Source organism: Thermosipho globiformans, from assembly GCF_003990895.1.
Classification (GTDB): Bacteria; Thermotogota; Thermotogae; order Thermotogales; family Fervidobacteriaceae; genus Thermosipho; species Thermosipho japonicus.
On record NZ_BHXD01000010.1, the window covers coordinates 1 to 23620 of the forward strand.

The 23620-nt window shown below is 28.5% G+C and carries 20 protein-coding genes and 2 rRNA genes; 16 read left to right on the forward strand and 6 right to left on the reverse strand.

What is annotated here, in order from left to right; translation table 11 throughout:
* Positions 1-123 (forward strand): 23S ribosomal RNA (locus EO083_RS07355); the annotation flags it as partial.
* Positions 124-159: 36 nt separating this feature from the next.
* Positions 160-276, forward strand: a 5S ribosomal RNA gene (gene rrf / locus EO083_RS07360).
* Between the two features lie 342 nt (positions 277-618).
* Here rrf and EO083_RS07365 read toward each other — a convergent pair.
* From EO083_RS07365 to rpe, 4 genes are read right to left on the reverse strand one after another with little or no spacing between them, the layout of a single operon-like run.
* Positions 619-2664, reverse strand: coding sequence for an efflux RND transporter permease subunit (locus tag EO083_RS07365; RefSeq protein ID WP_126993516.1), 2046 nt, complete (start codon positions 2662-2664; stop codon positions 619-621).
* A complete protein-coding gene (locus tag EO083_RS07370; protein ID WP_126993517.1) occupies positions 2661-3104 on the reverse strand; it encodes a YkgJ family cysteine cluster protein in 444 nt (147 codons plus the stop codon). The genes EO083_RS07365 and EO083_RS07370 overlap by 4 nt, the downstream gene beginning before the upstream one ends.
* The gene (locus EO083_RS07375) at positions 3094-5577 is read right to left on the reverse strand and encodes a helix-hairpin-helix domain-containing protein (RefSeq protein ID WP_126993518.1); all 2484 of its coding nucleotides are present in this window, start codon (positions 5575-5577) and stop codon (positions 3094-3096) included. Before EO083_RS07375 ends, EO083_RS07370 begins: the two co-directional genes overlap by 11 nt.
* Positions 5574-6215: a ribulose-phosphate 3-epimerase gene (rpe, locus tag EO083_RS07380; protein ID WP_126993519.1), complete on the reverse strand. Its 642-nt coding sequence runs from the start codon at positions 6213-6215 to the stop codon at positions 5574-5576. The genes EO083_RS07375 and rpe overlap by 4 nt, the downstream gene beginning before the upstream one ends.
* Positions 6216-6273: 58 nt before the next feature.
* Here rpe and EO083_RS07385 point away from each other — a divergent pair, with 58 nt between their 5' ends.
* From EO083_RS07385 to EO083_RS07430, 10 genes are read left to right on the forward strand one after another with little or no spacing between them, the layout of a single operon-like run.
* A complete protein-coding gene (locus tag EO083_RS07385; RefSeq protein WP_126993520.1) occupies positions 6274-7074 on the forward strand; it encodes a purine-nucleoside phosphorylase in 801 nt (266 codons plus the stop codon).
* 1 nt (position 7075) lies between these two features.
* Positions 7076-8062 carry a DHH family phosphoesterase gene (locus EO083_RS07390; protein WP_126993521.1) on the forward strand — a complete coding sequence of 329 codons (987 nt, stop codon included), beginning with the start codon at positions 7076-7078 and terminating at the stop codon, positions 8060-8062.
* Between the two features lie 26 nt (positions 8063-8088).
* The gene (locus EO083_RS07395) at positions 8089-12105 is read left to right on the forward strand and encodes a GGDEF domain-containing protein (protein WP_126993522.1); all 4017 of its coding nucleotides are present in this window, start codon (positions 8089-8091) and stop codon (positions 12103-12105) included.
* A complete protein-coding gene (gene murB, locus EO083_RS07400) occupies positions 12095-12988 on the forward strand; it encodes a UDP-N-acetylmuramate dehydrogenase (protein ID WP_126993523.1) in 894 nt (297 codons plus the stop codon). The genes EO083_RS07395 and murB overlap by 11 nt, the downstream gene beginning before the upstream one ends.
* Before the next feature lie 13 nt (positions 12989-13001).
* Positions 13002-14339 (forward strand): aminopeptidase, encoded by a 1338-nt coding sequence (locus EO083_RS07405; RefSeq protein ID WP_126993524.1) that lies wholly within the window; start codon positions 13002-13004, stop codon positions 14337-14339.
* A 4-nt stretch (positions 14340-14343) separates the two neighbouring features.
* Positions 14344-14766 (forward strand): MarR family winged helix-turn-helix transcriptional regulator, encoded by a 423-nt coding sequence (locus EO083_RS07410; RefSeq protein ID WP_126993525.1) that lies wholly within the window; start codon positions 14344-14346, stop codon positions 14764-14766.
* Between the two features lie 5 nt (positions 14767-14771).
* A complete protein-coding gene (locus EO083_RS07415; protein WP_126993526.1) occupies positions 14772-16148 on the forward strand; it encodes a PEGA domain-containing protein in 1377 nt (458 codons plus the stop codon).
* A complete protein-coding gene (locus EO083_RS07420; protein ID WP_126993527.1) occupies positions 16149-17417 on the forward strand; it encodes an S-layer homology domain-containing protein in 1269 nt (422 codons plus the stop codon).
* Between the two features lie 28 nt (positions 17418-17445).
* Positions 17446-18816, forward strand: coding sequence for a flagellar assembly protein A (locus EO083_RS07425; protein ID WP_126993528.1), 1371 nt, complete (start codon positions 17446-17448; stop codon positions 18814-18816).
* Entirely contained in the window at positions 18813-19601 is a 789-nt protein-coding gene (locus EO083_RS07430; RefSeq protein ID WP_126993529.1) for a type I phosphomannose isomerase catalytic subunit, read from the forward strand. Before EO083_RS07425 ends, EO083_RS07430 begins: the two co-directional genes overlap by 4 nt.
* Here EO083_RS07430 and EO083_RS07435 read toward each other — a convergent pair.
* Positions 19570-20451: a damage-control phosphatase ARMT1 family protein gene (locus EO083_RS07435; protein ID WP_126993530.1), complete on the reverse strand. Its 882-nt coding sequence runs from the start codon at positions 20449-20451 to the stop codon at positions 19570-19572. The two genes, EO083_RS07430 and EO083_RS07435, sit on opposite strands and share 32 nt — an antisense overlap.
* An 8-nt stretch (positions 20452-20459) precedes the next feature.
* Positions 20460-20714, reverse strand: a complete 255-nt coding sequence (gene acpP / locus EO083_RS07440) for an acyl carrier protein (protein ID WP_126993531.1) — start codon at positions 20712-20714, stop codon at positions 20460-20462.
* 133 nt (positions 20715-20847) lie between these two features.
* Here acpP and ruvB point away from each other — a divergent pair, with 133 nt between their 5' ends.
* The 4 genes from ruvB to EO083_RS07460 are packed head-to-tail and all read left to right on the forward strand — an operon-like array spanning position 20848 to position 23618.
* On the forward strand, positions 20848-21858 hold the full coding sequence (gene ruvB, locus EO083_RS07445; RefSeq protein ID WP_126993532.1) for a Holliday junction branch migration DNA helicase RuvB: 1011 nt from the start codon (positions 20848-20850) through the stop codon (positions 21856-21858).
* Positions 21851-22534 (forward strand): YggS family pyridoxal phosphate-dependent enzyme, encoded by a 684-nt coding sequence (locus tag EO083_RS07450; RefSeq protein WP_126993593.1) that lies wholly within the window; start codon positions 21851-21853, stop codon positions 22532-22534. Before ruvB ends, EO083_RS07450 begins: the two co-directional genes overlap by 8 nt.
* A gap of 20 nt (positions 22535-22554) precedes the next feature.
* Positions 22555-22854 (forward strand): YggT family protein, encoded by a 300-nt coding sequence (locus EO083_RS07455; RefSeq protein ID WP_126993533.1) that lies wholly within the window; start codon positions 22555-22557, stop codon positions 22852-22854.
* Entirely contained in the window at positions 22851-23618 is a 768-nt protein-coding gene (locus EO083_RS07460) for an NAD(+) kinase (RefSeq protein WP_126993534.1), read from the forward strand. The genes EO083_RS07455 and EO083_RS07460 overlap by 4 nt, the downstream gene beginning before the upstream one ends.
* The last annotated feature ends 2 nt before the right edge of the window (positions 23619-23620 follow it).

Sequence of the window (23620 nt, forward strand, 5' to 3'; positions counted from 1 at the left end):
ATGAGACCTCCCATCCCGATAAGGGAGTAAGGCCGGTTCGAGAAGAGGACCTTGATAGGCCGGTGGTAGAAGCGCAGCAATGCGTGAAGCCAACCGGTACTAATCGGCCGAGGCCTTCACCTCTATCAACCCTATGCATTTTTGAGTGACCCAGTTTTCCCGGGTGCCGATACCAAGGCGGGAACCACCCGGTCCCATCCCGAACCCGGCCGTTAAGCCGCCTTGGGCCGATGGTAGTAAGGGGTTCGCCCCTTGCGAGAGTAGGTAGTGCCCGGGTCTTGTTAACTTAATACCTAATTATTTAACCTCTCCGAATATGGAGAGGTTTTTTGTTTTTTCTTTAACTTACTTGATACTATTTGTCATTTTTTATTCTTTTTCAGATGTATTTGGTTTTATTTTTCTATTTTCAATGTTTATACCACATGTCTTTATTAAAATGATAATCATCTTTCTTTTTTGATTCTACTATCTTTACTTATTTTTATTCCTTTTCATTAGTTCTAACTTTAAAAAGGTTTGAATCTATTAATATTTTATCTGTAGTTATTAACTTATTTTTTTTCTTGTTCTAATTTTTGATTATTATAGTTATAAATTGCCAAAAAAGTTTGAATTTTATTTTTTGAAACCTCTGTAGTGCTTGTTAATTAGAGTAAATTTCTTAAGTATAAAAGGTTGAATAATAAGAGTAAAAATTAATCCTATTAAAATTCCGAAAATTATTAATAATGCAATTGATTTAAATAACTTTAAAGATGAGAATAATAAAACGGAGAAACCAAGTATGAGGCCTATACCATTTGCAAGTATTGGTGGCCCTACGTTTATTACAGATTTTTCTGGAGATTTCGTATTTTTTTCATCATTTGCAAGATGAATGGAATAGTCAATGACAAGTCCCATTAGTATACTCGATGTTATTGATGTTGAAACATCAAGATTGATTTTAAAAATAGTCATAAATATAAAATTAAATAGTGTTGTGAATCCTATTGGAATTATTACACTTAATGTGATTCTGATTGATTTAAAAATTATAAATACCATAGCAAATATTAATATTCCTGCAAAAATGATTGACTTAATTTGTGCATTTAATATATTTTTATTTATATCATTCCAAATTAGTGCAGAACCAGCAACGTAGTATTTGTAAGGTGTTATTTTCTTTAGTATATTTAAAATTTCATCTATATTTTCATATCCTTTTTTTGTTAAGTTAATTATAATTCTAATTTTTGAATTTGAAGATATGTAATACTTTAACAATGGATTATTTTTTGAATAATTGTAAAGAATTGGTATTGGAATATCAATTGGAAAGTTTGTATTAGAGACATATTCAGTATTTTCTAAAGTTTCTACAATATTTTTAATTTTTTTATTGTCGCTTGCAATAAATGGTGAGTTTTTTTCTAAAACTAAAAATATGGGTTCTCTAAAATTAAAAAATTGCTCCATTATATTATAGGCTTTTCCTATTTTTGAATCTTTTGAAAAATAAGAAATCATATCTGATTTTATTGAAATATTTTTAATTAATAATGGAGATATGATTGCAATTACTATAAAAATAATTAGTAAGGTAAACGAAATTTTGTCACCAAAATACTTTATACCAAAGTTTGTTGGCCTTTTTTTAGGGCTGGTATTTTTAAAAATTTCTTTGCTAAAACTGAATATTAATAAAACGTTTATTATAAGACCTATAGATACTAATAATCCTAGCTCCTTAAATGATTCTATATTTACAAATAAAAATGATAAAAATCCTGCGACAGTTGTTAGCATTGAAAATATAATAGGAATTTGAATATGTTTTTTAGTTTTTTCAAAATCTTTGATTCTAAAGTACGCATTATAGTAATGAAGACCGTATCCTGAACCAATAATTAATAAAAATGAAAATATCATAACTGTTAATGTGTTTAATGGTCTATTAAATAAAAATATAATGGAAACTGTAAAAATAGAAGAAACAATTGGGGCAAAGACTGAAAAAAAAGCAACTTTAAGTGATTTTGTTTGAAAATAGAAAAAGAACAATATTAGTAATAACATGATAACTGGATAAATATACATTTGCTTTAACAATTCTTTAAAAAGCTCACTATCAATTACTGGCTCACCAAAAAGATAATAATTTTCAAAGAATTTTTTTACATGTTTTTCAATTTTAGTGATGTATTTTCTCGCATCTACATTTTGTTTAAATGTCAAATTTATAATTGAATATTTTCCATCTTTACTGATTAAATTACCTGCATTTTTATCAGATAAAATTTCTTTTTGGAGAACATTATCTTTTATGTAGGTTGTTATAGAAAAACCAACAATTTTTGGGAAATTTGCAGGAGATATAATTGTAGATATGTAAGGTTCATTTAATAATTCACTCGTTAGATTTAAAAGTTTTTTTGTGTTTTCTTTATTGAAGAAGCCATTATATGAATAGATAATGACAAATAGTGAATTTCCATCATTAAAATCTTTTGAGAGCTTTGCAAAATTTTTAACACTTTCATTGTCAATTTCATTTAATGATTTTCCGTACTTAAATCCCGGTAAAAATACATCAGGACCAGTGTATATTGAACCTTTTATAAAAATTATTACAAGAGATATAATAAAAAATGCTAAAAAAATTATAAATTTTTTCATATTAAATCCTCCTCAATTTCTTCAGCATTTATTGCAGCCTCAATTATAATGTCTTTATATTTACTCCATTCTTCTATGGCCTGTCGTTTTGAAAGATGTTGTATACATTTTTCATTAGATTTTGGTTCTAAAAGAAGGCAGCCACTTGGTCGTTCATTATATTTAAGTTTACAACCTGTTTTTGTTAAAAAAACACATTCGCCAGAAATTGAATGATCAAAAATCAAATTTTCTTTTCCTTTAACTGCAGGCCTTACAAAATATTCTTCTTTTTTTCTGTTATTCCAATCAATTGTCCATTTTCCAGACTTTAGGGCTTGGGTGAGTTTTTGTAATATTTCTTCTTTGCTATTTCCAAAATCTTTAGGGAGGGCAATTCCTGGATAACTTTTACAACATTTACCACCACATTTTTTACAAATTTTTTCGTTAATAAACATTTTTTTCACCTTCTACGAAGATTATATATTCATCTAAAACAGGTCTTGCATTTTTTATTTTTATTCTTTTTTCTTTAAGTGAAACATATTCAAATTCATTGCCCTTTTCAATATCTTCTTTAGAATTTAGTTTTTCAATTTCGTACAAAATTTTTCTTTGACCTTGAAAGATTAAAAAATCTTTCTCTGGTATAATCGTATATTCACCATCAGGTACATTTAATTTTATAGTAGAAATTCCATCTGTTGCATATCCACCAATTACTGAAACATGGGATGCAATTTTTTGATTTCGAGATAATGCTAAAGAAAGAGGGGATAATTTGTTTTCGACCTTTTCTACAGGTTTTGAAATACAAAATCCTACAGTTGTATATTCCATGTCGCATCGTTCCCATCTTTTTTCTGTTTTGTATTCGTTGGAAAACTTTTTTCCAAAGAGTGAACTAGATATTTCTAACATTTTTGTATTAATTCCGGTTCTTAATTCTTTTAACTGAACAAGAAGTGCTCTTCTGCTATCTGATAGGTAATCAAAGCTTCCAATTTTTATAAGCGACTCTAAAATTGAATAATTGATGTTTGGATTTTTTTGCAAGAAATTTTGTAATGAATCGTAAGGTTTGTTTTTGATGATTTGCAACCCAGTTTTTTCATTAATTCCAGAAATTAAGGTTATAGGAATTTCGAAAATATTATTTTCTAAATTTTCCAATTCGTTTTGAGTAAGGTTTGGTGGAATAACTTTAAATCCTCTTGCATGAAGCTCTAAGATTATTTTTTCTGATTTTGAAGAATCATATTTTAAAATTGTTTTGTAAAACTGTTTAGGAAAATGAGTTTTAAAATATGATAGATAGTATGTGATATGAGCATAAGCAATTGCATGCGATTTATTAAAAGCATATTCTGAAAATTCTGTTATAGTCTCTATCAATTCATTTACAATATTTGGATTAAGTTTTTTCAATAGTCCCTCTTTTAATTTTTTTAAGAGAGGTTCCATAATTTGCTTGTCTTTTTTGGAAACCGCCTTTCTAAAAACATCTGCTTCTTCTTCTGTGAAATTTGCATACTCAGTAGCAATTTTCATTATTTGTTCTTGGAATATTAAAACACCATTAGTATCTTTGAGAACATCTAATTTCTGTGAGCTATTTTCAATTTTTGAATTAGCATATTTTTTATCTATTCCAGCCTTTAAAGGACCAGGTCTGTTTAATGACAAAGCTATAGATAATTCTTTTATATTTCTAGGTTTTATTGTTCTAATAACCTTTTTTCCTATATTGCTGTCAAGTTGAAATATACCGTTTGTAAAACCTTTTGAGATTAAATGGAACGTTTTTTGATCATTCAACCTTGGAACTCCAAATTTTTTCTCAAGTTCTGATAAAATAGTAAGAGTTTTCAAACCAAGTAGATCAAATTTAATATATCCAATTTTATTAAGTGATTCCATATCCCATTCTATTGTTTGATCTTTTATTGGAGCATTAATCTTTTCTTTGGAGATGATTATTCCAGCAGCATGAACACTTTTATGTATTGGAAGATTTAAAAGATATTTAATTTTGTCTGATGAAATTTTATTTTCATAAGCAATTTTTTTTAAAGTTTTTTCTCCAATACTTGAAAATGTTGTAATGTAATATACATATTTAAATTCTTTCCTAATCTTTTCAATTAACAACTTTCTTTTTGTATCTTCTACATCTAAATCAATGTCAGGCGGTTCATTCCTTCCTTTATTCAAAAACCTTTCAAACAGTAGATCGTATTTAATGGGGTCGATACTTGTTATTCCAAGAAAGTATGAAACTAATGAACCAACGGCACTTCCACGTCCAGGTCCAATCTTTATGTTATTCTTTTTCGCTATTTTAATAATTTTATAAACTGTATAAAAGTAATCAACAAAATTTTTTTCTTTTATTATTGAAACTTCTTTTTCTATTCTTTTTTTGTAGATGGGATTCTTAACATTTCTAAATTCAAGAAAATTTTTGTTTGCGTGTGGAAGAACTTGATTTGATTTTATGTTATAATCTGAGACTTGTAAGTCACAGTAAATCTTTTTTAAAACTCCTTTTTCTACAGGATTACAACCTAAAAATTTTGAAAAAATCTCGTATAAATACCTTTGGCCTGGAAGATAATATGCAAAATATATGTCTTCTAGAGGTATATAATTTAGGCTTATTTTTGAAAAATCATTTTTGTTATATGCTTCAAATAACTCGTATAATTCAGATGTATTTTTTGCATAAAATACTTTACTATTATGTTTAAATGAAATAATAGGTTTGATACCATAACTTTTACATATGTCAATAAATTTAACAGTAGCATGAAAATTAACATCGCAAAGCATTAAACATTTTGCGTTATTGATACGTGCATATTTAACTGCGTCTTCAATTTTTAAAATTGATCCTGAAAATGAATATGGACTAACTATTGCAGTAATCATTTTTTCAAAAGTTTACTAAACTGTTCTAAATTGTTATTTTTAAAAATACCATATCCCATTACGAGTATGTCTGCGCCAGCCGAAGAAACAACATCAGCATTGGTTTCATTAATCCCACCGTCAACTGCGATTGAAAAGTTTAAGCCATATTTTTCTTTCCAATTTTTTAGTGTTTTTATTTTTTCAATTGACTTTGCAATAAATTTTTGACCTGAAAATCCTGGATTTACACTCATTACTAGTACACCATCTAAAAAAGGTATAATTTCTTCAATCAAGTATAAAGGTGTTCCGGGGTTTATTGCAACAAATGCTTCAAAACCGTATTCTTTAATTCTTGATATCAATCTGTGTATATGATATGTAGTTTCTAAATGAACAGTAATTCTTTGAATATCGTAGTCTTTTAGTTTCTCAACATGAAACTCAGGGTTTGTTACCATAAGATGAACATCTATAGGTAGATTGGTGCAGTTTTTAACAGCTTCTATTAAGGGATAGCCAAATGTTAAGTTGGGAACAAAATGTCCATCCATAGTGTCAAAGTGAATTTCGTCAATGAATTTTTCTACTCTTTTAATTTCACTTTCAAGATTTGATAAGTTTGCAGCAAGTATTGATCCACTTAACTTAACCATGCTTTTTCCTCCTCAAAAATTTTATGCTATAATTATTATAACAAAGGAGGTGCAAAAAATGAATGAAAAAATAAAAGAAACTGTTGATTTTATAAAAAATCAAATAAAAATTTTGCCTGAAATTGGTTTAATATTAGGGTCAGGATTAGGTTTTTTAGCTGAGAAAATTGAAAATTCAACAGAAATATCGTATAAAGATATTCCTAATTTTCCGTATTCTACCGTTCCTGGTCATGAAGGAAAACTAGTTTTCGGTAATTTGTCAGGTAAAAATGTTGTAGTTTTAAAAGGAAGATTTCATTTATACGAAGGTTGGAATCCTGAGACAATAAAGTTTGTAATTTATACATTAAAAGAATTGGGTGTTAAAAGATTACTTATTACTAATGCAGCAGGTGGAATAAATAGAGATTTTGAGCCTGGAGATGTTGTATTAATAAAAGATATAATCAATTTTCAATTTAGAAATCCTTTAAGAGGCCCGAATGATGAATATTTTGGACCAAGATTTCCTGATATGTCCAGTGTAGTTGATTTTGAATGGTATGAAAAGGTTAAGAAAGAGTTTCCTAACTTAAAAGAAGGTGTCTATATGGCAGTTTTAGGGCCAAGCTATGAAACTCCTGCCGAAATTAGAGCATTTAAAAGATTGGGCGCGGATTTAGTTGGGATGTCAACTGTTCCTGAGATTATTGCTGCAAAGCATTGTGGTATTAAAACATTGTCTTTTTCATGTGTAACTAATATGGCTGCTGGAATTTTAGATACACCATTATCACATAAAGAGGTTGTTGAAGTTGCAAATAGAGTAAAAGACACATTTTCAAAAATTATATTAAAAACTTTGGAGGTGCTCTGATTTGGTAGCAAATAATTTTTTAAATATAGTTGCAAATTTGAAACAAGCTAATAAAGTTTTGGTTTTAGGTCATATTATGCCTGATGGTGATGATATAAGTTCAGTATTGTCTTTAACGCTTGGTTTGAAAAAGCTTGGTAAAGAAGTTATTCCAGCTATTGATTGGAAAATACCATCTTACCTTAGTGAAATAGACGAAGTTTCGCTTATAAAATCTTTTGAAGAGATAGATATAAAAAATTTTGCACCGGATATTATTGCAATAGTAGATGCGTCAAGTCCAGACAGAGTTGGGCGTTTTTCACAATATTTGAATGATTATAATGTTTTAGTAATAGATCATCATGCAACTAATACATTGTTTGGAAATATTAATTGGGTCGATCCAACGTTTGGTGCTACAGCTCAAATGATATTAAGAATAAACAGAGAATTAGAAGTAGAGTATGATGAAAGACTTGCTTTAATAAATTTACTTGGAATTGAGACAGATACAGGCTTTTTTAGATATTCTAATGCTGATGAAAGAGTTTTTAAGGATGCGGCAGCTCTAATTTCTCTTGGCGCAAAGCCAGATGTGATTGCTAGAATGATTTTAGAAAATAAAAGGTTAGAGCAATTTAAGCTTTTATCAAGAATGATAGAAAAACTTAAAATAGAATCTGAAGGACTTTTGGCTTATTCTTATTTAAGTAAAGAAGATTATGAAGAGTTAAATTGTACAGATGAAGATAGTGGTGGATTTGTAAGCGAGATACGTTCAATAAAAGGCGTTGAAGTAGCAATATTCTTTTATGAGTATACTGAAGGTGAAGTCCATATCAGTTTTAGATCGAAAGAATGGTTTGATGTAAGTAAAGTTGCGCTGTTAATTGGTGGAGGGGGTCATCCTAGGGCTGCAGGAGCTTCAGTTAAAGGAAAAATAGAAGATATAGTGGATGAGGTTGTAAAACTGACTATTTCTGAAATTAAAAATCAAAAACCATGAGTTTTTGAATTCCTAGGGGGGAACATATGAAAATCGTAAAGTTTTTTAGAAAAACTTATAACGGAGACGAGTTTTTAATTGAAGAAGATGGTAAATTAAAAAGGATTAAGAAGATAAGCAAGAAAATAGTTAGTAACTTTAGAGATTTTTCAATATTTTTGAATTTAATTTCTTATGTGGATGAGTTTTTAAAACCTGAGAGATTTTTTGTAGAAGAAAAATTTTACACTGTAGTTTTTCCTTATTTTGGAGAAAATGAAATAAATATTGAGAAACTTTCCATGGATTCAAAAGAGCTAATTGCTTACAAAATGTTGAATATTGCTCAACAAGTTTTTCATATTCCAAATCTTTCATTTCCAGTTTTTTCATATGATGACATATTATTGAACGAAAATGATGTTATTATTCAACCTCCTATTTGGTTGAGTAAAAATATTGTTCCCCCAAAAAACATTCGGACATTTGTGGCTCCAGAGTTTGAAAAAGAGTTTAAATTTAATGATAAATCTGTAGTATATGTCTTTGGTAAAGCTTTAGAAGGATTAAATTTGAAAAACGAGTTTTTTAAATCAATTATTCCAAATATGATAAAAGAAGAATTAAATGAAAGAACAATACATTTTGTTGCACCATCTCTCTACCAGAGTTTTGTAAATGACGAATTTGTTATACCAATAATTGAAAGGCCTGAGTTGTATAAAATACTGGAGTTAGTAAATAAAAAGAGTTATAAATTTATTGGGGTTGTTGGAGATCAAAGGTTAGGAAAAACCACACTTTTAAATATGTTACAAGATAGACTTCAAATGGAAGGAAAGATAGTTTTAAGGCCAACTAGTATTACACAATTGATTAACCAATTATTACAAGTTGCCGCAGGAAAAGTAGCTGATGAGGTTCTTGAAGAGCTTTTTAACGTGATAAAAAATGGTGGAAAAATAGATGTTATTGTTCCTCTTGTTGGAGAAGTTATTGATAGTATAGGAGATTTGTTTATTTTAGTTGATGATTATCAGGAAAAATTTGATAATTTTAAATCATTTTTGAAAGAACTTGTATCACTTAATTTTGTTAATAGACACCAAATTATTGCATTTTCTACGGAGACATTTGATGAATTTGAATTTATTATTAATGTAGATAAATTTTCGAAAGATGATATTAAAAAAATTCTTGAAAAATCGTTTGTTAAAATAAACGGTATAGATATTCTAACTGATTTTTTGTTTAAGATTAGTTCTGGGTATCCAGGCATATTGGTTGAAGTGCTGAAATTGCTTGTAGAAAAAAAGATATTAGTAAAGAATGTAGAAAAAAAGGTTTGGGAATGTGATTTTGATAGATTGTCTTCTACTAATATTGAACAAGTATATGATATTAGCCAAAATATAGATGAAGATTTATTTTTAAAAGCTAAAAATATTGCAATTTTAGGTCAAAAATTTACCGATGAAGAGTTAGAATTGCTTGAAAAAGTGTGCGATATTTCTTTTCAAGATTTAATTAAATTACTTGAAGGAAAAGGAGTTTTATACAGAGAGTATAATGTCTGGAGATTTACTTTAAAGCAATATTGGGAAAAGTTTTATGAGAAAATAGAAAATAAGGAATATTTACATAAAAAGTTAATTGAAAAATATTCAAAAATGACATTTTTTGGTGTTTATCAAAAAATTGCATGGCATTATAAAATGTTAAATCAAGAAAGTAAAGCTATTATTTACTATATAAAATCCATTCGAAGAGGATTAGAAGAATATTATTCGCCTAATTTGTTACTTTATCTCATAAGTGAAACAGAAAAATTGATACCAAGGGATAAGATTTTATACACTCTGCTTAGGTTTAAGCTTGAAGTTTATCAGAGAACATTTAAAGAGGTAGATTTTGAAATACCCGATAAGAAAATTTTTGAATATTTGAAAATTTTAAAAATGCAAATAAATTTTCAATATGATACTTTAAAAAAATACTTTGAAGAAGATAAAGAAAGGTTGAATGGATTTGGATTTTTAGGAGATTATAGGAGAAAGTTATTATATTATCAAACTTTATATATGCTTGAAGAATATGAGAAAATAGATTTAGAAGTGTTACAGAAAATTTCTGATATTTCCTGTACTACGTCATTTGGTTGTAGTTTGAAAATAGGAGCTTTACGTTTACTTGGTAATCTATATTCGCAGAGGAATAGAATATTATCTGATTTTTACTTTGAAAAGGCTAAAAATATTGCTAAAAAAAATAAAATATATCATCTTCTTTCGATTGTATTTAAAGATTTATCTTTAAATACTTCAAACATGATAATTGCAGATAATTTGCTAGATAAATCGATTCAATATGCGGAAAAAGCAGGGCTTTCAAACATTGCAATCTTGTCAATGTTGGATAAAATTAGAATAATGTTATATATGGGGCAAATTGATAAATTCTTTGTAGAGTTAAATAAAGTTAGAAAAATAGCTAAACTTAGGAATTTAAAACCGGAACTTGCCTCTACATACAGTCTAGAAGTTTTGTTTCACATTTATAATAGAGAATTTGAGGAAGGGTATAATGATCTTCAAAGTTTTAAAAGAATAATTGATACTGTAAATATAAGAGGAACATTTCTTAGAACTTTAATAATGCTTTATTTGTTTTCAGGAAGATTTTCAGAGGCAAAAAAGATTTATGAAAATGTGAAAGATAAAAGTTTTTTTAGACAATATGGTTTTGAATACTTTTTAAAATTAGCGTTTACAGAAGATTTAAATGAATTTGGTAAAATCTGGAAGGAATATAGAGATTCAGAAATTTTTTTGTGGCGCGAGGAAATTTATGCACTTTTTGGAGAGAAGATTACCAAAGTAGATCCAGATGGATTTTTTGAACAACTAAATTTTTTGGAAAAAGAATATTCAAGTCAGGGGTTAAAATTATCTCTTGCATTATTGTATGAAGGATATGCAAAATACTATAAGACTATTGGTAAAAGTTATAAACATCAAATATATATGTCAAAGGTTTACTCTTTATACAAAGAAATGGGATTTAAAAATTACTTAAAAATGATTGAAAAGAAAGATGATTTTTTGAAGCCATTTTTTGAAAAATCTTTAAATATTTCTAAATTTGTAGATTCCGAAAATATTTCTAAAAGTTTGAAGAGTTACTTTGAAAAAGCAAATCTTTCAATTAATCTTTTAGAAGAATTAAAAGCAATTGAGGAAATTGAAGATCCACAAAATCTATTAAATTATTTTGCAGGGAAAATAGTTCAGTACTTACCAGTTACTGATGTTTATATTTTTGTTGAGGATAGACAAATTGAGAAGAAATACAAATTTTCAAATACAGATGATGTTTTAAAAGAAGATGGGATTTTCTCAGATCCTTTAAAAATAAAGATTTCTGATAGAGTTGATAAATACTTACATTATGAGATTTATGTCTCAAACCCATTATTATCAGCTACACAAGAAAATTTATATAACATTCTAGATTTTCTTGAAATTATTGAATATGGTTTTGTAACTTCATTAAAATCTTCAATTTTAAAGTTGAGAAGTTTTCTTGATCCTCTTACAAAATTGTATACTAGGTATTATTTTATTGAAAAATTATCACAGATGTTTAGAAGAGCAATAAAGTTTAATGAAAAAATTTCAGTTGTTATGTGTGACTTAGATCATTTTAAAAAGATAAATGATACGTATGGTCATTTGATAGGTGATAAAGTTTTGAAAAAGGTTGCTGAAATTTTGAGGAAAAATGTAAGACTGACAGATGTTGTTGGAAGATATGGGGGGGAGGAATTTATAATATTTTTGCCTTATTCTTCTCCAAGTCAAGCATATGAAATTGCTGAAAGAATAAGAAAAAAAATAGAAAAATTAGATGAATTCCCATTTAAAGTAACAATGAGTTTTGGTATAGCAAGTTATCCAGAAACTAAGGTTAATAATCCTGATGAGTTAATACATTATGCTGATGATGCATTGTATAAAGCTAAAGAAACTGGAAGAAATAAGGTGGTAGTGTTTAATGAGGAATAAGATTATTAGAGAAGTTTTAAAATTCGGTAATGATGTTTATATTGATGAACCAATGAAATGCCATGTGAGTTTTCGAATTGGAGGCCCTGTAAATGCTTTTGTTGTCCCACCTTCCATTGAAATATTTATTAAAACTTTTTCATTTTTAAAGGACATTAGAGAAGTTAAAGTTTTAGGAAATGGAACTAATGTTTTACCTAAAGATTCAAAAATGGATTTTTTTATATTATCAACAAATAGATTAAATAAAATTGAAATTTTAGAAGATAAAATTATTTGTGAAAGTGGATTAAATCTTAAGAGTTTGTGTAATATAGCTGCAAAAAATGGGATTGCTGGTTTTGAGAATTTATATGGTATTCCTGGCAGCGTCGGTGGAGCTGTTTATATGAATGCAGGTGCTTATGGAAGTGAGATTGCTGATTTGGTATTATACGTAGAAGCTTTTGATGGAAATAAAATAGTTCGTTTTAATGTTAATGAATTAAATTTTTCTTATAGGAATAGCTTATTTAAAGAGGAAAAAGATTTAATTATTTTAAGAGTAGCTTTTAAAAAGTTTAATGATGAACCTGATGTAATATTGGAAAAAATGCGTGAGATAATTTTAAAAAGGGTTGAAAAGCAACCATTAGAATTCCCAAGTGCGGGAAGTGTTTTTAAAAGACCTAGAAAAGATTTTTATGTTGGTAGTGCAATTGAAAAAGCTGGTTTGAAAGGTTTTAAGATTGGTGGTGCAAAAGTTTCGGAAAAACATGCAGGATTTATTATTAATTATAATAATGCTACATATAATGATGTTGTAAATTTAATCAAATACATAAAAGAAAAAATTTACGAAAATTATAAAGTTAATTTAGAAACAGAAATAGAAATTTGGTGAGGAGGGATTTTAAATGAGTTTATGGGAAAAACGTAATTTAGAAGAAGTTGAAAAATTTAGTAAAGATTATAGAAAATTTATTGATGAAGCTGTCAGTGAAAGACTTGCTGTTAATTTTTTTGAAAATCTTCTTATTGAAAATGGTTTTATACCATTAGATAGATATACAGGAAAAGAAGAAAAAGTTTTTTATACGAATGCAAATAAGTCGTTGGTTGCAGCAAGAATTGTAAATAAACCAGAGGATGGATTTAATATAGTTGCTGCCCACATTGATGCACCAAGAATTGACTTGAAACCTAATCCTTTGTACGAAGACGAGGGGTTTGCACTTATGAAAACTCATTATTATGGTGGAGTAAAACTCTATCAATGGTTAAATATACCGTTAGCACTTGTTGGAGTTGTATACAAGGATGATGGAACAAAATTGAATATAAAAATTGGTTTTGAAGAAAATGAACCAGTTTTTGTAATAGCTGATTTGCTGCCACATCTTGATAGAAAAGATGAAAAAATTAGCGAAAAATTTCAAGGTGAGAAGATGAACCTTATAGTTGGTTCTATCCCATTAGATGGCGAAGAAAAAGAAGCGGTAAAAAAGAATGTTTTAAAAATTTTGAAAGACTTGTATAACATTGAAGAAGAAGATTTTGTAAGTGCTGATATTGAGCTAGTTCCTGCATTTAAATCAAGGGAAGTAGGATTTGATAAAAGCTTGATAGCAGCTTATGGTCATGATGATAGAATTTGTGCTTATCAAGCAGTTAGGGCATTGATAGATGCAGAAAATTTAGAAAAATCAGCTGCTGTTATATTATTTGATAGGGAAGAAATCGGAAGTGAAGGAAATGCAGGTGCAAAAGCTAGATTCTATAAGAAGTTTTTTAGAAAAATTTTAAAGATAAATGGTTCTAATGATACAGAATTGTCCTTAGATGAATTAATAGAAAATTCTTTTGTAGTATCAGCTGATGTTGGAGCTTTGATAAATCCAACTTATAAAGATGTTCATGATAAATATAATGCTGCAAAAGTCGGTGAAGGAATTGTACTTGTAAAATATACTGGTTCAAGAGGAAAAGCAGGTGCTAGTGAAGCACATGCTGAAGTTGTAGCTCATGTAAGAAAAGTTTTAAATTCTGCGGATATAAAATGGCAAGTTGGAACTCTTGGAAAGATTGGAATTGGTGGTGGCGGAACGGTTGCAAAATTTTTAGCTGAAGAAGGATTTAATGTTATTGATATGGGACCTGGTCTTTTGAGTATGCATTCTCCATACGAATTAGTCTCAAAAGTTGACTTGTATGAAACATATTTAGCATATAAAGAGTTAATCTCAAAGAGGTGATATTGTGTCGACAAGCATTGAAAGTCTTTTAAGAGAAATATGCTTTAGAGTAAAGGTAAAAGGAAGAGAAGTTTTAAAAGAATTCCCAATTACGCCTGCTCAGTTTGATTTAATGCAAAAATTATATTTTAATGGTGAACAGACAATGACCGATTTGAGTAAAATTCTTGGAATTGCAAAAAGTACAACAACAGGTCTTGTAAGTAGACTTGAAATTGATGGATTTGTTGAGAGAAAGAGAAAAGAAAAAGATAAAAGAGTAATTACTGTAAAGTTAACAAAAAAAGGAGAAGAAGTAATTGATAAAGTAATATTAAAGAGGATAGAGTTTGTTGAAGAATCTTTGAAAGATTTTGATGAATCATCTAAAGAAAAATTAAAAGAACTCTTAAGTTTATTTAATGAATCACTAAAGAAATATAGGTGATAAGTATGAAAAAATTTACGGTTTTTGTAATGTTGTTTATTTCAATGTTTTTATTTGCAAAGTTAACTATTATAACTGAGCCTAGTGCAATGGTGTATTGGAATGGATCATTGATAGATGTTGTACCATTAGATGGTGTTTTAGAACTTGAAAATCTTGATTATCCAGGTACTTTGAAAATAATAAAACCTGGTTATGCGCCTTATGAAACATTAGTCTCAACTGATACAGTGTTGAAGGTAAAGCTTTCTCTTCCTTCATATATCGAAGTTACGTCTGATCCTGAAAATGTAGATGTTATTGCGAATGGTAATTTTTTAGGAACTTCTCCAGATGTGTTTGAAGTAAGTTCTGGAGAACTTCTTTTGGCGTTTGAAAAAGAGGGATATATTTCAAAAAAATTTAAAATAACGCTTTTGCCATCCCAGATAAAAAAGATTCATGTAACTTTGACTAAAAATGTAAAATTAAAATTGCTATCTAACGATGTAATTGAAGCAACTATCGATGGAAAATATATAAAATTGCCTACTACAGTTGAAGTGTTCCCTGGAAAGCATGTACTAAAATTATATGGAAAAGATTATATTAAAACTGTTCAAGAAATAGAAGTTCCGGCAGTTGAAGAATATGAGTATAATGTCGATGAAACGGTTTATGTGAATTTGTATGTTTATGGTTATCCTGAGAATGCAAATGTAATTTTGAATAATATTTCAAAGACTTCTCCTGCAATTTTTAAGGTTATTCCTGGATCATACGAGATAATCATTGAAAGTGATGGGTTTAAGACATTAAAGGAAAAAATTAACGTGACAACTTCAAGTAATACGTTTATGTATAATTTAAGTAAAAATTTAATTTCCTCAGTGAATAATTCGTTAACTGTTTTTTTTGATGGTTATATTTCAAAGGAAAATCTAGTCCCTAAAAGATTATATTTTACAAAAGTAGTTGGTAAGAATAAAGAATGGTTTGGTTTTACTGATGGTTCAATTGAAGAAATTCCAAAAACTTATAGCATAATATTTACTAAGGATGGATATATTGAGTATAAAGGTGTAAGATATAATTCTCCGGTGATATTAAATGTAAATTACGATGATACTGTGAAAGTAGTCTCTAATGGGAAAGAAGAATCGATTATTGTAAAAGAAAATAAAATATTGGATGATCCTAAAAGTTGTGCTGTAAATATTTACTCAAAGCAGGCTTTTGATGTAAAAATTAATGGAAAATTTATAGGTAGAACTCCAATATACTTACTATCACTCCCTGAAGGTGAATATAGGATAGAATTTTTGAAAAATGGAATTACAATATATGAAAAAAATGTTGAAATAAAACAAGGAATTTTAAATGAAATATATGGAGGGGATTAGATGAGAAAAGTGCTAAGTATTTTTCTAATAATGTTTTCAATGATGATTATATTTGCTGTTGAAACAGTTATAACGGATCTTTCTCCTATTGTTCCTGAATATTCAGCAGTAAAATTTTTGGTTGAAAACCAAATTATGGACTTAGATGTAAATGGTAATTTCAAACCATCTCTTTTAATTACTAGGTTAGATATTGCCAAAGTTATATATACTGTAATTCAAAAATATAATCTTTCAAAGATTTCAGACATTGAAAAATCTCTTGCTAGCATTAATGACGAAATAAAAATTGCAAAAGGTTTAGTTAGTGGGATTGATAAAAGGTTGGTAAATCTTGAAACAAAGCAAGAAGAATTAACGCAAAAGATTGAAGCTTTTGATACATTTTTGACTCAGTCATCGGAAACACTTTTTGCAAATATTGAAAAAAATTATGTAAAAAAAGAAGATTTTGATTCTCTTAAAGCACAAATTACCTTGATTTCTCAGGTTTATAATTCTCAGACAAAGAAATTTGAAGAAAAAATAAATGATATTGAGAAAATTTCAGAAATTGAAAAGAAAATAAATATTGTAAGTAATCAACTTGAAGACTTGAAAACAAACTTTTTGGAAGAACAAGCAAAGAATATTGCTAAATTTTCTGATATTGAAAAACAACTTTCTAATATTCCAACAGATGTTACAAATCTTAATGTTACAGTAGCTCAGCTGTCAAATAAAGTTTCTTTAATAGAAGAACTTTATACTAAACTATCAAATATAAAAGCTTCTGACTTTGATAAATTAGAAAACTTGAGTGAATTGGAGGATAAAGTTAATCAAATGTATTCAATTTTAACAGATCTTAATGCATTTTCGATGGATTTAGATTCTTTAAGAAAAAGGCTAGAAGGGATTGATATATTAACGGTCAGAAATGTTGTAAATAAATTTTCGATTTTAGAAAATAGATACCAGCAAATTGACAGTAGAGTACAATATCTAGAAAATAATGTAGGAAAAATTAAACTTTTGAATCAAAAGATAGAAGAATTAAATGTGAAAATTTCAGATATTGAAAATAAGAAAATTATGTTAGATAATTTAGAAAAAATTTCTAATGATGTGGAAGAGTTGAATAAGTATAAAGAAGATTCAAAAAAAGCACTTGACATTATGAGTGATAAATTAGTGGAAACTAACAATAATATGAGAACTATTTTAATTGTTTCAATTGTTTCAGCGGCAATATCAGTAATTTCATTCATATTGACCATTACCAAATAATAAAAGTAAAGAAATTAAGGGGGATAGTATGATTATAAAAGTTAAAGTTCCAGAAAATAAAATGAGTGCAAGTATAATACTCGAAAAAGCAAGTGATGATGATAAAGTTACTCCGAAAGAAATAGTTGATGCGCTGAATGAAGCAGGGGTTAAATATGGTATAGATTATGACGTAATAAATAGAATTTGCCAAAATCCTGAATTTTCTGTACCTTTGCAAGTTGCTGTGGGTAAGGAACCAAAAAATGGTGAAGATGGTCGCATTGAGTTTGTAAATTTTGAAAAAGAAAAGGAAAGTGATAAAAAGAATATTGATTTTAGAGAATTTCCTACTCACAAAAGGATAATAGTAAGAAAGGGTCAAAGAATTGCAACAGTTTATGAACCAACAGAAGGGAAAGATGGAATAAACGTATTTGGTGAGAAGATACCAGGAAAAGTTGGAAATAAAGTAGAGATAAAGTTGGGAAACAACGTTGAGTTAAAGGATAACAGTATATACTCGAAAGTTGATGGAATGTTGATAGTTGATCTAAATGAGAACTTTATTGATGTAGGAGAAGTTTTAGAGATAAAAGGAGATGTAGATTATTCGATAGGAAATATTGACTTTCCAGGTGAAGTGGTTATTACGGGTGATGTGAAACCAGGGTTTGTAGTAAGGGCAAAGAAAGATATAAAGGTTGAAGGAATAATTGAAGCAGCAACTGTAATATCTTTAGAGGGTAATATAATTGTTAGTGGAATTAAAGGAAGAGATAAAGGAATAGTAAAATGTTCTGAAGATTTGAATGTAAGATTTGCTGAAAATGCAAATTTGGAAGCAAAAAATTTAATTTTCAAAGATCTTTTGAATAATTGTAACGTAAAAGTTTCTGAAAGTATTATTGCTGAGAATGGAAGAGGAGTTATTGTCGGGGGAGAATATATAGCAGGAGTAAAAATTGAGGCTGAAGAAATTGGTTCGGAGATAGGAATTCCTACACATCTTGAAGTTGGTATTCCACCACATTTACTTGAAGAGAGAAAACTTCTTCATACGCAAATAATGCTTGATAAGCAGAATGCTGAAAAATTAATGAAGATAGTTAAACAATATAAACTACTAAAAGAGAAAAAAGTTGATATACCTAATGATAAGAAACAATTGTTTGTTAAAGCTACAACAACTCTTCTTAATATAAAAGAACAACTTGAAAAGAATAAAAAAAGATTGGATGAAATTGAGGAAATGATAAATAAGATTAAAGTTGATGCTAAAGTTGTAGCTCGAAAAGTTATTTATCCTGGTGTTGAAATTATGTTGCAAGGACTTAAGTATTATATAAATAAACCATTAACTAAGGCAGTATTGAGAATTGAGAATGATAACATTATTGTTGGAGGGTATAAAGAATGATAAAAATTGAACCAAAATTTAGAGAGCAGGTATGGGGAGATTCAAATTTAAATAAAATATTTGGGATAAAAGGTAATTCAATAGGTGAAGTTTGGCTACTTTCCGGTCATCCACTTTATACCACAAATGTTAATGGAAAAACGGTTAATGAGGCAGCAAAAGAGTTATGTGGAAAAAACTTTAAAAGATTCCCATTGCTAATAAAGTTAATATCGACAAATGCTTGGCTTTCTTTACAAGTCCATCCTGATGATGAATATGCTCAAAGAGTTGAAGGGGAACCTTGGGGAAAAAGTGAAGCATGGTATTTTTTGAAGGATGGTGAAATTGCAATTTGTGAAGATCCAACCTTAATTCCTCAAGCTATAAAAAGTGGAAATTGGGAAAAGGTAATTCAAAAAGTCAAAGTTAAAAAAGGAACATTTGTTTATATTCCTGCAGGAGTTGTTCATGCATTAGGCCCCAATTCAACTATAATTGAAGTTCAACAATCTTCGGATTTAACATATAGAATTTACGATTGGGGGAGGCCAAGGGAATTACATATTGAAAAAGCATTACAGGTAGCAAAAAATACTAAATATGAAGATTTGTTTATGGAAAAGATTTCATGCGAATACTTTAATATGGAAGAATTATCTGAAGGTTATGTAGATGGATTTGCGGTAGTAGTACCTAAAAAAATCGAAAAAAATTTTGGAGCCTTTGTAATACCAAAAGGCTCCAAAGAATTTGTTAAAGATTCTATAATAGTTACTCTTGGCGAATTCTTTTTGAATTCATAAATAATTTTGAATTTTTTTCAACGCCTATAAAGTCAGAGATAACTTCGCATTTAGAAACTAATGCGAAAAATAGGTTATCTCTTGACTCTTCAGAAAGGCCTTCGAAATTTCCTTGGCCTTTTGCTATTATAATATCTGAGTCGTAGAATAATCTTCTAAATTCTTCAGAAGATTTTGGCAAAGAAGCCCCTGCAGTTTTAAGTTTTGTATCAATTATTGTTGCAAATTTTTCGATACCTATGTATTTACCATCGTCAACTGTTGCATCATTTATAATAGGTTTTCCTTTTAGAGCCACAAAGATTTCAATGTCATGAAGAGTTTCCTTAATTATTTCGATAAAAAGCATATCAAAAACTAATTCTCCAGCATTATCGGCAATAAATAATAGATTTTTTGATGAAAAAAGTAATTTTTTAAATTCTTCAAAATCATCGATAGAAAATGGTTGATTCCATATTTCTATAACCTGTTTAAATAATTCTTCGGTTGAACCTTTTTTAGCTCCAAAATCAATTAAATTGCCAGCAACCGATAGTTTTGCTGCCTCATATAGTGGATCGCTCGAATCAAGGATTCTACTTTTAAAATCTTTATATAAAGATAAAGCAGCATCGTTTGACTTTTTCTTTTCTTCAGAATAGAGATCACTTTTGTTAAGATAGTTTTCAAGTTTTTCATACATTACTTCAGCAATATCAATAGGTTTTAGATTATAATTTAGTTGGGATAAATCATTAAGCACTTTTTTAAGTATATTCCATTTTTCATGTTCTGAAATAACAAATTTGTCAAGTATTCTCTGAGCCTGGTTAACATGACAAGTAAGGCATTTACTGATAGCTTTCATTTTTGTTTTTACTCTCCTTGATTCTTTAATTTGGATTCAATTATATTGATTACATCTTCAACAGTAGATATATTTTCTAGTTCATCGTCTTCAATTCTAATTCCATATTCATCTTCAAGTATCATTACTAGATCTACTACATCCAATGAATCTGCTCCTAAGTCATCAATAATATTAGAACTTTCATCGATATCTTCAATTGGAATGTTCAATTTTTCGGCTAATATTTTACTTACTTGTCTAAATAATTCTGCTCTTTCCATTCTTTCCCTCCTCGAATTTTTATTTTATACATATTAGATAAAACATAAATTTTTAGAATTGTCAAGTAATATTATAGCACTTTTTAATGTTTGTATATCAATATTTTTGTGGTATCATTTCATTTAGGGAGGTGTGATTATCTCGGAGAGAATATTTGACCCTGAGAAATTACCAAATGATGTTTTGACAATAAGGCCACAAAAGTTAGAAGAATATATAGGGCAAGAAAATATAAAGAAAAGGTTTAAATTAGCTATAAATGCTTCTAAAATAAGGAAGGAAGCACTTGATCATGTTTTATTAGTAGGGCCACCTGGTCTTGGGAAAACTACACTTGCACATATAATTTCAAATGAAATGGGAACGAATATTCATATTACAAGTGGTCCTATTTTAGAAAAACAAGGTGATGTTGCTGCAATATTAAGTAATTTGGAATATGGAGATATTTTGTTTATTGATGAAATACATAGAATGAATAAATCAGTAGAAGAAATTTTGTATACTGCAATGGAAGATTTTCAAATCGATATTTTAATTGGAAAAGGGCCTTCAGCAAGATCAATTAGAATTGATTTGCAACCTTTTACACTTGTTGGAGCCACTACGAGAAGTGGGTTATTAAGTTCACCTTTAAGAAATAGATTTGGATTGATTATGGAGTTAGATTTTTATACGGTTGAAGAATTAAGTTTAATAATAAAGAGGGCATCAACTGTTTTAAGTGTTGAAATTGATGAAGATGCTGCGCAACTTCTTGCAAAACGTTCTCGAGGGACTCCAAGAATTGCATTAAGACTATTAAGAAGAGTTCGTGATATGAGCACTGTAACAGAGAAAAAGAAAATTGATGTAATGATGGTAGAAGAAATAATGGAGTTATTAGGAATTGATAATGAAGGGTTAGATGAAGTGGACAGAAAAATATTAACGACAATCATTGAAGTTTATCAAGGCGGCCCTGTAGGTTTAAAATCATTGGCGGCTTCAGTGGGACTTTCAGAGGATAGTATTTCCGAAGTTTATGAACCATATCTTTTACAAAGTGGATTTTTAGCAAGAACTCATAGAGGAAGAATAGTAACTAGTAAAGCATATAAACACCTTGGTTATAAAAATGGGGGTGGATTGTTTGATGAGTGAAATTTATAAAAGGTATATGGAAGTTGTAAATTCAATAAAGAATAAATGTAAACAAATAGATAGAGACTATAGTAAAATTAAGTTAGTAGCTGTTAGTAAAACATTTCCGGTTGAAGTTTTAAAAGAGGCCTATGATTCAGGGATAAATATTTTTGGTGAAAATTATGCGCAAGAGTTACGTGATAAATCAAAGGCATTAAGAGATTATAACATTGAGTGGCATTTTATAGGAAGAATTCAGCTTAATAAGTTAAAATATATTGTGCCTGTAGCAAGTTTGATACATTCTGTTTCAAGAATTGAGGAAATTAAAGAAATAGATAAAATTTCTAAAAAATTGGGGAAAGTTCAGGAAATATTGATTCAAGTCAATGTTTCAGGTGAAGAAACAAAATCTGGAGTAAAGCCTGAGCAGCTTATGGATTTAATTGAAAAGTCTAAATCTTATGAAAATGTAAAGGTTATTGGTTTAATGACGATGGCACCTTTTACAGATAATGAGGAGATAATTAGGAATGTTTTTAAGAAAACAAGATTGTTAAGAGATAGTGTTTCAAAAGAATTTACTGATGTTTTGGAACTGTCAATGGGAATGTCTAATGATTATTTAATTGCTTTAGAAGAAGGAGCGACTATTTTAAGAATTGGTAGTAAAATTTTTGGCCCAAGAAAATAAAGAAGGAGGGAGCTTGTAAAATGTTTATATTAGGTAATTTTTTAATTGGTTTAGGATATTCATTAAGGGTTTTAATAAATATCGAAATGTTCTTTATTGTAATTTCTGCTATTTTAAGTTGGTTTAGTTATAATTCTAATGTGCAAAGTATTTATTATTATTTTCAGTCGATTGCGGACATTATTGAAAAACCAATTAGAAAACTTATTCCAAGAATTGGACCTGTAGATATATCACCAATGATAGCAATTGTTGTTTTAGTCTTTTTTGATAGATTTTTAATTCAAAGTATAATTGAATTGGGGTATTATATAAAATGAAGCATTTAGGTATATTTTATAAGCCAGAGTTATTTAATAAAGCAGAAAGTTTAAAAAAATTGCTTTTAAATGAAGGTTACACAGTGGATTATTGTGAATCAAGTGAAAGAATAAAAAACAATAAAGTTGATTTAACAATTGTATTAGGTGGAGATGGAACTTTTTTAAAGGCATCTCATTTAGTTAATAATCCGTTGGTTGGTTTTAAAGGCGGGAGATTAGGTTTTTTATCAAGTTATACTATTGAAGAATTTGACAAATTTTTAAAAGATTTAAAAAATAATGATTTTGTGTCAGATGAAAGAACTTTTTTAAAAGTTAGTGAAATAAACACTTTTTGTTTGAATGAGGTTCTTTTAATTAAGGATCCGGACCAAAAAATGGTGGATATAAAGATTTCTTTTCAAGATGGTGAATTGTTTTTTCATGCAGACGGTATAATGCTGAGTACTCCAACTGGTTCAACGGGATATTCATTATCTTTAGGCGGCCCTATATTATTACCAAACACAAAAGCTTTTGTTATTACACCGGTAGCACCACAATTTTTAGCCTCAAGAAGCATTGTTATACCTGATAATGAAAAAGTTAATATTGAAGTTGATGAAAGTGTAAATTTAATAATTGATGGAGTAAATTTTGGTAAATTTAGAAAAATTACAGTTATGAAATCAAAGAAAAAAATTTCAATTTTAAGGCCAATAGATTATGATTTTACCAAATCTATAAAGGAAAAATTGGGTTACGGGAAAAAATTTTTATAAAA